The organism is Sunxiuqinia elliptica (genome assembly GCF_900113005.1).
GTDB classification, from domain to species: domain Bacteria; phylum Bacteroidota; class Bacteroidia; order Bacteroidales; family Prolixibacteraceae; genus Sunxiuqinia; species Sunxiuqinia elliptica.
In genome coordinates this window covers 481,560-493,285 of record NZ_FONW01000001.1, presented here as the reverse complement: position 1 = coordinate 493,285, position 11,726 = coordinate 481,560, and the positions used below count along the sequence as shown (strand labels likewise).

9 protein-coding genes are annotated in these 11,726 nt (G+C 44.2%); 7 read left to right on the top strand and 2 right to left on the bottom strand.

Features of this window, described 5'->3' with window-relative positions; all coding sequences use genetic code 11:
• Nucleotides 1–354: 354 nt before the first annotated feature.
• Both BM156_RS01955 and BM156_RS01950 read right to left on the bottom strand, forming a co-directional pair.
• On the bottom strand, nt 355–726 hold the full coding sequence (locus BM156_RS01955; RefSeq protein ID WP_093918136.1) for a hypothetical protein: 372 nt from the start codon (nt 724–726) through the stop codon (nt 355–357).
• A gap of 114 nt (nt 727–840) precedes the next feature.
• Nucleotides 841–1,518 (bottom strand): Crp/Fnr family transcriptional regulator, encoded by a 678-nt coding sequence (locus BM156_RS01950; RefSeq protein WP_133465153.1) that lies wholly within the window; start codon nt 1,516–1,518, stop codon nt 841–843.
• A 248-nt stretch (nt 1,519–1,766) separates the two neighbouring features.
• Between BM156_RS01950 and BM156_RS01945 the strand changes: the two genes are divergently transcribed.
• The 7 genes from BM156_RS01945 (at nt 1,767) to BM156_RS01900 (ending at nt 11,697) form a co-directional block, all read left to right on the top strand.
• Nucleotides 1,767–2,141, top strand: a complete 375-nt coding sequence (locus BM156_RS01945; protein ID WP_093918134.1) for a SpaA isopeptide-forming pilin-related protein — start codon at nt 1,767–1,769, stop codon at nt 2,139–2,141.
• 27 nt (nt 2,142–2,168) lie between these two features.
• Entirely contained in the window at nt 2,169–3,941 is a 1,773-nt protein-coding gene (locus tag BM156_RS01940; RefSeq protein ID WP_093918133.1) for a hypothetical protein, read from the top strand.
• Between the two features lie 293 nt (nt 3,942–4,234).
• Nucleotides 4,235–4,429 carry a hypothetical protein gene (locus BM156_RS20635; protein ID WP_170846822.1) on the top strand — a complete coding sequence of 65 codons (195 nt, stop codon included), beginning with the start codon at nt 4,235–4,237 and terminating at the stop codon, nt 4,427–4,429.
• Between the two features lie 1,139 nt (nt 4,430–5,568).
• On the top strand, nt 5,569–6,651 hold the full coding sequence (locus BM156_RS01920; RefSeq protein ID WP_139218182.1) for a competence protein CoiA: 1,083 nt from the start codon (nt 5,569–5,571) through the stop codon (nt 6,649–6,651).
• A gap of 555 nt (nt 6,652–7,206) precedes the next feature.
• A complete protein-coding gene (locus BM156_RS01910; protein WP_093918128.1) occupies nt 7,207–8,220 on the top strand; it encodes a hypothetical protein in 1,014 nt (337 codons plus the stop codon).
• Nucleotides 8,221–8,325: 105 nt separating this feature from the next.
• On the top strand, nt 8,326–9,210 hold the full coding sequence (locus tag BM156_RS01905) for a LytR/AlgR family response regulator transcription factor (RefSeq protein WP_093918127.1): 885 nt from the start codon (nt 8,326–8,328) through the stop codon (nt 9,208–9,210).
• A 156-nt stretch (nt 9,211–9,366) separates the two neighbouring features.
• Complete coding sequence (locus tag BM156_RS01900) at nt 9,367–11,697, top strand: TonB-dependent receptor (protein ID WP_093918126.1); 2,331 nt, start codon at nt 9,367–9,369, stop codon at nt 11,695–11,697.
• Nucleotides 11,698–11,726: the final 29 nt, after the last annotated feature.

Here is an 11,726-nt window from a genome sequence, read left to right as displayed (position 1 = left end):
AAAAATCACTTCATTGACTGAGGATTAATGGCATTCTTTATTGGTTGTTCAACAGATTCTAAATCTGTAAAGTCTTATCAGACGGATCTTACGCTGCTGTCTTGAAACAAAGAGTAAACAGAAAGTTCAAGGCTGATTTTTATCTTCATCTTTCTAAAAGCTAAGTTCAACGAGTGATTTCCTCCTTTGTCGGAACTTCTCGTTTGCACTAAGCTTTCACTTTGATTCCAGTCTTGATAAAAATAGGCCGATCTAGTGCTACATCCTCTGACTTCGTTAAACAATCACCTCCATTGGCGATTCTTGAGAATCATTTTTTATGTATTGAAGTAAATGAAGCCAGCGACAAGAACCTTAGCGTTTACCACTAAAATAACGGCGAAATAAGACCTTTTTCAGGTCGCGAAAGATAATCTGGTGGGCAATCACCTCCACTTGGTTGTAACGCGGAAAATCGGCCTGTGTACGCGCAATATCGCGATCTGAGATATCCACCTGGTACAGGATTGACATCAGCAGGTCCGAATTGTTGATCAGTAAGGTATCGATCTGCTCAATCAGCTGCTGGTGCAACTCATGATAGGCCTCATCAATGTGTCCCGAAAAATGAATTTCCACCCCAAACAAGCCAAAGTCTTTCATGATTTGAGCGATGGTTTCCAGGATGATATCTTCCCGATTCAGAAAAACATCGACATTGGTATGGGTAATATTGGGTAAGTTCATTGTTTCGTTTTTTTGAGCGATGAAAGGTAGCAATTTTAACGTCTGAAACCCAAAGCCACTTTGGGACGATTCCTTTGTTCACCATGAGCAAGGCCTCCTTCCGAATCAAAGCACTTACATCTCAATGCCTTTCCCGTGTACCACTTCCAGCTCATTGCTCAAGGCTTCCAACTCCTTTTCATTCGTTTCCCAGGTCACATTCTTTCGAATCCGGCTCAGGCTTTGCTGGGTCACCCCAATGTAGGAGGCAATATCTTCGAGCTTGGCTTTGAGCACCACCCCCGGAAACTCGCGGAGAAAGTGCTTGTAGCGTTGTTCGGCATCCAAAGCACGCATCAAAGCAAACCGATGATGCATCATCCCCAGGTAGTTGACCACGCCAATCATACAAAAGCGGGCCAGATCGATATGCTTAAACATCAAGTCGAGAAAAGGTGCGCGGGGCAATTCAATCATTTCGCACTCGGTGAGTGTTTCCAGCGAAATATGAGAACGGGTATTGTTCAGGAACGAAACCGTTTCGGACAGCACAATGGGGGCCACCCGGAAATCATACACAAACGACTTTTCATTGTAGTAATCTTCACACTTAACAATTCCTTTTCCCAAAAACCGAACCGCCGTTTCAACGCCCATATAATCCAGCAGGGGTTCCCCCTTCTCCACCCGCCAAAACTTCATGATTGCGCAGAGTCGCTCCCATGATTCATCGGAAATTGGGCTGGTTGCATTGATAAACGAGTGAAGTTGGTCACAGTAAAAGGAACAGTGTTCTTGGCTAAGTGGCTCCATAATCATTCTATCGGTTAGCGTTTCTCTCTTCGATGGAGATATTCCTAAACAAATTTACTTTTTCTGGCTTTAGATTTCTTTATCCCAAGCAATTTTTTGTCAATAAAAAGCCCTCTGGCTGATAAAAAGGTATCAAGTTGCGGTCTCCCAAAGCAGGAAACTGGCTTGAATCCTCATTTTTTACCATATGGTAAATCGCACAAAAACCACTTGCCGTATCTTCACCACAAAACCAAACAGAAGTATCCATGAAAAAACTAGGAATTACCCTATTACTCGCATTGGTCGCTCTTCAATTCGGCTGTAAAGAAACCGAATATGTTGAATCGGCCCCACAGCTGGAGTTTACCATCGTCAAAGACAATCTGGTTTTTGTCGAGGGAGCCACCATCTCGCTCTACACTACTCAGGACGATTGGGAAACCCACTCCAATGTCGTTCAATCGCTTCAAACCGACTCCAAAGGCCAAGCCCTTTTTGAAGAGCTGGAAGAGCAGCGGTACTACTTTTTTGTTGAGCAAGACGAGCTGAACAACCTGGCAGACATTGCCGCCACCGCTGAACCCCTGAAAATCGGCCAGAAATCGCAAGTTCTGGTTAAAATTGCAAACACCAACCTTTAGACTTTCCTTACTTAAAACAAGCCCAAGATGAAAAAATACACCCAATCACCTTTAGCCATCCTGTTGCTTTTGCTGACCATTCTTTCGGTCTCCTGCAAAGAAGAAATTATTTACGAAGACCCCGAACCTTTTTACGACAAAGGCGAGCGCCTGAAAATTAACAACGACCTGGTCATTTTAGATGACCGAGAACTCACCCACTCTGGAGGTCAAGCCGGCATTTGGTACGACGAGGCTTCTCAAGTTTTAAAAGTTGATGCCAGCACCCTCGAGGTAGAACTCGACACCGGTCTGGTATTGCATATCGACCGCGAGCAGGATGTGTTGCTTCGCCGGATTAGCCATGTTGAACAATCCAATGGCGAATACATTTTGCAAACCGAAGATGGTAACCTTCTGGATGTATTCGATAATGCCAAGCTTTCGCTTGATTTCAGCCCCGATTTTAGCAACCAGCAATTGAAATCGGGCAGCATGGGCAACTTAAAAGGTAATGCCCTTTCCAAGGCACTTACCGATGACGACCAAGGCATCCATCCCTGCGAAATACGCATGATTGTAGGCGATACAGAACAGGTCATTTTCTCAGTCGAAAAGAACATTCCCCTGCTAACTACCAAGTCGGCCAGAAGCAGCAACAAAGTAGGCTTTGAGCACCAATTCAACACCAACAAAACCATTCTCGCTGTTGGCCCGGTTGAGCTCGTTTTAGAAGATTTTGGTTTTTCGTGGTACTCCGACCTGAAAGCCAAGGTATCAACCGAAAAGAAATACCACCACACCCCTTGGGGCTCGAAGATCAAGCCACCCTATTATGTTGGCGCCAAATTGGATTTTATTGCTGAAGACATGGACATTGAAGCTTGGTTTGATGTAGCTGCCGTAATTGATGGTAAGCTTCCGTTGGTTCATGAAACCGACCCTTTATTGCTTCCAATCACCTTACAATTTGAATTCCCGGTTGGGACAATTCCGGTGCTCATCGGCGTTGAGTTTGCCTTGGATCTGGGTGTGGATATTTCGGTTGAAGGCAAAGCCAAAGTGGGCACCGGTTATACCGTTAAGTACAACATCCCCAGGGTAATGGTTGGCGGAACAATTTACGAAGAGTACCTGATTCCCCACTGGAGCTCCCGCCACGACTACCAGCAAGGGCATGTGGTTGAGCAACACGTTCATCCGTTAAAACTAGAAGCGATGGCTTCGCTAAAACAAGTGTACACCCTCAAGCCAACCATGGGCTTTAGCATTTACCGCGGGGCTGGCCCCGAGATTAACCTGGCTATTGGCACTGAATTTGATTTTAATGTGGGCGGTGGCGTAAGCCTGAGCCTGAAAGACTCCAAAGATCCACAAGCCTACATTGGCTGGGGCGGGAAGCTGTCCACCAAGATAGGCGCTGGCGGTGGCGTTTGGCTCGATGCGTTTGGCGTGCTAAACAAACATCTCGATATTCCGACCCTTCCGTTGCTGCCGAGCATCCCAATTTGGCATACCCCAAAATCGCTGTCCGATAAAACCGGAACTGACTTTGGCAACACCATTGTTGGGCAAGCCAAGGAGGTAGAGGTAGAAGTAAAAGACAGCTGGACCCTCCCCGCTCCCATGATGTTTGTCGAATGGGTTTCGGATGGCGGAGGCCACTGGGAGCACCCCATCACCATGACGGCACTGGGAGTTGCCAAGAACAAATGGATTCCGACGGAAGCTGGCACCCATCACCCCTATTGCTATGTGAAAAACGGCAAGCTAAAAGAAATCGGCCGCGTTAATTTCACCACCACCACAACCGAAGAATAGGCGGTTAGAAGACCTGATCGACAACAAATTCAAGAATCCCTGGGGCACTGCGCCCTAGGGATTTTTAATTTCCATTCTCAGGTTTCCGGCGGTTAAAAAAAGTGTTTTTAGGTTGAGCATCATTGCGAACGAAGTGATGCAATCTCCCATCCCATTTTCGTCTACACACTCTGCTCTTTGCCCCATGCCCTCTGCCCTTCCCTTTGCCCCAACGGGGCTAAAGCAAGCATGTGCCGAGCAGTTTTCCCGATTTGTTTTCCTAAGATACCACACGATGGAATCGCACGGCAGCAGTGATGTTTGTCGAATGGGTTTCGGATGGCGGAGGCCACTGGGAGCACCCCATCACCATGACGGCCCTGGGAGTGGCCAAGAACAAATGGATTCCGACAGAAGCTGGCACCCATCACCCCTATTGCTATGTGAAAAACGGCAAGCTAAAAGAAATCGGCCGCGTTAATTTCACCACCACCACAACCGAAGAATAGGCGGTTAGAAGACCTGATCGACAACAAATTCAAGAATCCCTGGGGCACTGCGCCCTGGGGATTTTTGATTTCAGCTTCAGGTTTCCGGCCAACACTTGTTCTCCTTTGCTGAAATGGAAAATTCGTTTTCGTTAGTTGCAGAAATACCACGCGATGGAATCGCGCGGCAGCATAGGGAATGTGACTTGGGTTGCTATAGCTACTACACAATCGGTACGCGTCTTTCCGAACTTGTTTCGGAATCGGCCTGCGATTCGATTGTACCTGGGTCTCCCGTTCCTCAACCCCTTGATTTTAGCGGCCCCGCGGAAGGTTTAACCCTCCACAGCGCTCCTTGAGTGTCCATTGGCCTAATCATCCCTCCACGATGGGAAATGACCATCCCCTGAGTGATTTTTCAACGCCACGGGAACCGCTGACCCGCCACTGCACAATTTTTGGACTCCACAGCGAACCGGGAGCCTCCATTGAGCTATTTCTCCCCGTCACAACGAAAAATGACCGCCCACAGCCCCGTTTTTGTGCTCCACGCCAGCAATTGACCGTCCCCGCAGCAGTTTCTGGTGTCCATTACGAGTTTAAGGAATCCCGTGGGCAATTTAAAATCGTCTGGCAGCAAATTAAGGCGCCCTTTGGGGTGTTTAAGTGAATCCGTCGGCCTAGTTGAGCCGTCCTTTGGCAAATTAAATAAGTTCGTCGGCCTATTTACCCCATCCTTTGGCAAATTAAGTGCGTCCGGTGGGTCAGTTGACCATTCCTTTGGCAGTTTAAAGCCATCCGCCGCCAATCTCTCCTTCCCCGCAGCAGTTTTTAGCCAGATGCTGCCGCGCCATTCTATACCCTGGCTCGACATCCCCCAAACGACCACACCTGAAAACGAAACAGAATCCTACACAGCTGCCTCAAAACATTAAAAAAGTATCTTATGGTCAGTTTGTTTTTGCTAAATTAGGCGGTTAAATGAACAAATGATAAAAATAGATGTACCCTAGAAAGGCATTTCTTACTATAATCAAAAATCTGCCAAGCATATCTTAAGTAAACACAGTCGAGACATCAATAGCATTTGATTTTCATAAGCGAAATAGAACACTGCCATTTGTCCAGATGGCAAAATAAGAACTAAGAAAATTGAAAAAATGCCTTTAAGAGCATTCATCGACAACGAAGAAATCATCTCCATTGAGCAAACAGATGAACAATGGGATGACATAAAAAGACGAATAAAAACCCAAGAGACTTCTTTGATCTTACCATGTTGTAAACAAGAAGGTTTCTTAAGGAAAAGTAGAAAAGGATTAAAACATTTTGTCCATTCTAAATCAAATAAAACCTGCGATTGGAAACCTGAATCCCCAGAACATTTGAAAGCTAAAATTGAAATTATAAAAGCCTGTAAAATAAATGGATGGAAAGCAATTCCTGAATATTCAGAAACAAATTGGAGAGCCGATGTATTAGCTATTCAAAATGAAAAACGAATTGCATTCGAAGTACAATGGAGCAAACAAACCTTTGAAGAAACTAAATTTCGACAAGATAGATATAGAGAATCAAATGTGCGCGGTTGTTGGTTCTTTAGAACAGCACCTAAAGAGCTAAGAAAGTATAGTCATACACTTATAGCTAACAACGAAATTCCTGCATTTAAAATATTCAAAGACGAAGATTCAAACATTACGGCACAATTAAGTCAAACACAACTTCCTCTAAAATCTTTGGTTGACAACTTGCTAAAACGGAAAATCAAATTCTGTGAGCACATAAAACTAAAACACAAACAAGATGTAAATATCGTTTTCTTCAAAACAAGTTGTTGGAGATGCCACAAGCCACAACACCTTTGGACTGTTGAACCAGACTTACGAACAGCTTGCGATAGAGACTTTTATGTAATAGGATCATTGTGGGATGATGACGACATTGATAAAAACTCCAAAATCTACGAAGCAGTTAAACAATTCTTACAAACAGAGAATGGCAAGCATTTAAAAATTGGGAAACTAAAATACAGATACAGCAAAACTGTCAAGAACAGTTATTTATCTCATGGATGTTTCTACTGTGATGCAATTTTCGGCGACTTTTTTCTAAACTCAGAAAAATTAGAAGGGCAAAACTCCTCAAATAGTATAGTACATAAAGTTGAGATAGAATTTGGTACAATGAGAAAAGAAGGAAAACATTGGTGTTATTCAGAAAACGGAGAATTTTGCGAATAAAACTAAATAAACCTCTCATATCGCATAGCATAAGGCATATGCTAGGCTTCGCTTCGCTGCCCTCACAGCCACACAATTCTATCGATTAGCTAAAGAACAAGTCAATAAAATAAAACAGATAAAAAAATGAAAGATAATTTTAAAAGACATAGAGCTCTAATTGCATTCCTCCAGCAATTTGATCTTTATAAAAAATCAATAGTAATTGAAGATGAAAGGTGTTTAGAAGACTTGATAAATCTTAACACAAATGACATTAATAAAACTGTTTTTCTAATTGGTGATTTTCTTAATTATCATTCGGGATCTTCGGAGACATTGCAACTATATAAATTGCTACAAGCCTATTTTCTGAATATCGAAAAGAGACACAAGATAAATGAGATAATTGAAGATTAGTTTTTTACTACCATCATCTCCTTATTCAATTATCCTTAACCACCCGATGAAGTCGCGCAGGAACAGCCGGCGACCAAAAAGTCAAGAACAACTCATTACCTCGAACTTTATCATTTAGCTAGACAACATTCAAGTACAGGGAAGTAAAAAAAGAAAATGAAATTTATTCAATTTATGCACCCAAGCTGGGAGCATGGTTTTAAATCAAAAAATGGAGATATCTTTCCCAACAAACAGTGGAATAAACTAAGTCATAAACGAAAATTTGTAAAGCAAAGCGGATTCCTTCTAGACTCACTGAATGATACACCAAAAGAATCAGATATTGACTTCTGGTGTGAATGGGAACCCAATTCAATTGTTGAAAAAGAACTTGAAACAAATATTAACTTATCTCGGATAAAATCAAACTATACGGGATTACCAAAATTTCTACATGGAGAACTATTTTACTCCAAGTTGGATAGCAATCTAGGGAGGAAAAATACAGACCCATGTGTTTTTGGCAAAACGTTTAAATTCTTTTTATGTCAGCAAACAAGAAAGAAAAGCAAAAAGAATCCTGAAAGAATTCAAACCCAATTAGCAAAGCTAGAGAAAGGATCAATAATACTTTTTGGCTCGCATAAACAAAATTCAAAAACTAAGGAACGACTATTTATTGTAGATACTGTTTTTGTTGTTGATGATTGGATCGAATTCTACTCGAAAGAGGATTTTAAGAATATTAACGATACAAGAATTTGTAAAGGGTACAAAGATATTTGTATTAACTTTTTAGATAAGTTGCCAATAACTAGAAGATTATATTTTGGTGCAACATATGAAAATCAAGTAAATGGGATGTTTAGCTTTGTGCCTTGCAAAAAATCTGGCAATAATTATGGATTTGAAAGACCTGTAATAATATTAAAAGATAGAGTTAACTCAAACAGAAATACTGGATTCAAGCAATCAACAATAAATAACATTGATGAATCTAAAGCTATATGGAATAACATAGTTAAACAGATTTTTAAACAAGATCTAAAAATTGGATGGGGATTTAAGATGCCTAAACAAAGAACACTCCTTATTCCTGCAAAATTCGAATATGAACCAAATTCTAAAGAAACATGCCCAATATCATACCTTTTCACTCACTCTCCATTTCATCACCTCCCCTTCTAATCATCCCAAATCTTCACCAAAAAAAGGCAACTTAGGCTTTATGGGCTTGTCAACAAGTTTTAACTTTGGAGGGTATTCGTGGAACATCAATCACAAACGAAACCAATGTCAACCCAAAGTGCTGTAAAAAGAGGGAAGCAAGTTGTTAACGAATTGCTTGTTCGGCCCTTTCCACAAAACCTGCTGATTCGGAAACCCGTTTGGGGGGCCTTGCTGTTTTTGGTGGTGCTGTTTGTGTTTATCGTCGCCTATCGCCCACTCCAGGTACACGAAACAGCCTTACTCAGCTTTCAACTGACGGTGCTGGCCTATTGTTTCCTTATTGCCTTGGCCGAACTGCTGGTGGCCAGTGCGATTGCGCGAACCAATGGCTTTTCTCCCAAAGGCAACTGGACGGTTAGCTCCGAAATTCTTGCTGTGGTTCTTCTCCTTTTGGGCATTGGCGTGTCCGTGTATTTTGCCGGTTTTATCATGGAACCCGCCAGCTCGCGATGGAACTGGCCAACCTTTTTCGACTCCTTTTCCCGCGCCATTTTAATTGGGTTGGTTCCGGTGCTCCTGCCCTCCTTGTTCAACATTCGCTATGCCTTTGCCCAGGAAACCTTTCAAAGCTATGAGCTTCGGGATCAGGTAAAGGACAGCCAGGAGGCGCTGATCCAAATTGAGTCGAAGGCCAAAAAGGAGCATCTGGAGTTTTTCCCCCACGAATTTCTGTTTGCCGAGTCTCAAGGGAACTACGTCGTTTTTCACCTGATTAGGCCAGATGGCCCCGTGGCTATCAGCATTCGGAATTCCATCAGCGACATTGAAACGCAGCTTGCAGCCATCCCCCATTTTATGCGGACACACCGCGCTTTCGTTGTCAATCTCAAGCAAATTACCTCCCGCAAAGGCAATGCTTTGGGCTACCGCCTATCGCTGGCCAATTGCACCGACATTGTTCCGGTTTCGCGGCAAAATGCCCGCCAGTTTGAGCAAGCCATGCTGTAAAATAATTGCCACTCCCCATCCCAAAAAGCTTGCTTCCCCAACCTCTTTTTAAGGCGACTTTGTCATCTGTCCCAATTCAGAGCTATCGGTCACAATAACTTGCAGAGCAGGCGTTCTCCGGCTTTTTTTTGTGTAAAAATCCAAAATCTCACAGTCATGAAAAGCTTCATCAAATACGTCCTAACGAGCCTTTTGCTATTCGTTTCCATGGCCCTTTTTGCTCAAAGCACATCCACAATCTCCGGAAGCATTCTCGAAGCAGAAAGCCATCAGCCCATCCCTTTTGCGACCCTTCGGTTGATGAATGTTTCCGGCAGTACGCCGCAATTGCTGGCAGGAACCATTAGCAATGAGCAAGGCTCTTTTGCCATCAGCCAGGTGCCCAATGGCAACTACCAGCTACTGGTCAGTTCCGTGGGCTACGGAAAGGCCCGTAAAACCTTTGAAATAGCCAGTCCCTCAACAATTGAGGCCGGGCCCATTTACCTTCGGGATTCCTTACTGTTTATCGCCGAAACGGTGGTGGTAGCCGACCGCATTCAAGGTAAATCAGCCACAGATAAAACCATTTACTTCGTGAACAACAAAATGCTGTCGGCCACGGGAAATGCGCCGGAACTGTTGAGACAGCTGCCCGGGATACGGGTTGACCTCAAGCAAAACATTTCGATTAACGGGCAGTCAAACATCCTCCTTTTTGTGGATGGGAAAGAGCGCGACAAAAGCTATCTCAGCCAGCTTAACCCGTCGAGTATCGACAAGATTGAGGTGCTGGATACGCCTCCTTCCAACTACGAGGGAAATGTGTCGGGCGTGATCAATATCGTTCTGAAAAAAGAGCAGCTTCGTGGTTTTAGCGGACGGCTGTTTTCTGAAATCCCCCTTTCGTCCAAGGTGGTTTACCTCTTTCCGACCTACCAATTCAACTACAGCCACAACAAAATCAACCTATACACCTCGTACAATGGCGAAATTAATTCCGAAGATATTGATGAGAAAATTAACCGCCAGATTATTGGCAACGATGCCCTTACCGAGCTGTCCTCCGTTCAGCATGTGCGCCAGAAAAACCGGTCGCACAAATTTCATTATGGGCTGGATTACCACCTCAGCCCCAAGGATGTTTTCAACCTTTACGGCTTTATTAATCCCTACTCTTATGAGCAAGATGGCCATGTTGTCTCGCAAGCAAGCGGAAGTTCGGATTGGGAAGCTCAAAAAGAAGAAAGTGACAAGAACCTCAGTCAACTCTATTCTCTTTACTACAAACACTTGTTTCACGCCGAAGGACGAGCCCTGATGGTGGATCTGAGCCACGCCCATAGCCGTTCGGAGAATACGGTGAGCTACCAAACCGATACCGGGCACCAAACCAATGCTGAAAACCCCAGGCAATCAAGCTTTGTGCTGAAGGTTGATTTTACCACCCCGCTCAAGCAGCACCTGCAATGGGACACCGGCCTCAAGCTTAAAACCCGGGCGATGCACGACCAAACATCGGATCGTTTTTCGTACCAGGAGCACGTTTACGCTTTGTATAGCACGCTAAGCTACCAACGGCCCAAGTTTGATGTAAAACTCGGTCTACGGGCCGAAAATGCAGAAACAAAGCTCAAGGACGATCAGCACCGATCATCCTTTTCCTTGCTGCCCTATGTAGCCTGCCATTACCCGCTAAGCCAACACAGCGACCTTTATGTATCGTACCGCCGCTCGGTCAATCGCCCATCGGTTTATTCGCTTAATCCGTTTGTTTATCGCGACGATCCCTACACCATCCGCAAAGGCAATCCACGGCTAGAGCCGGAGTTCCGCAGCCAAGTGCAGTTTAAGTATACAAGGCGTTTGAACAACAACTACCTGTCGGCCCAGTTGTTTTACGAAACACAAGCCAACGCCATCAACCAGCTCACCCACTTGGACGACACGGGTTTATTCGTCAAACAGGTCGAAAACCTCGGCGACATTCACCACTATGGCCTGCAACTAAGTGGGGCACTCCAATTTGGGATCGTCTCCATCAATCCATCCTTTCGTTTGTATCGGCTAAGCACTTCCGGAAACAGTACGGCAAAACAATTCGGGATCGCCAACAAAAACAAGCTGGTGCTTGAATCAAGCATTTCCTCCATTCTATCCCTCAAAAAGGACTTTGCCTTATCAGCGATTTTTCAATGCGCTACGGCCCGCGAAAACATTCAGGACAATGCTTTTTATGAGCCGCTTTACTTTATCTCGCTGGACAAAACATTTCAGAAGAAGCTGAAAATAGGGATCGTCAGTCCCCTGCCTTTTGCCAAATCCTTTGTTTACCAAGGCTCCGAAATTCAGGCTTCCAGATTCACCAGCAAGTATACCGGCAACCTGACGTTACCCACCATTCCGTTGATGTTCCGAGTCAGCTATCAGTTTAAGAGCGGCAAAAACAGGCATAACTTAAACCGTGAAAAAGAGGCCGTTGATACGCGCCCCAAGCAAGGGCTTTGAGTCATTTAACCAAACGATTGGATTCGGAA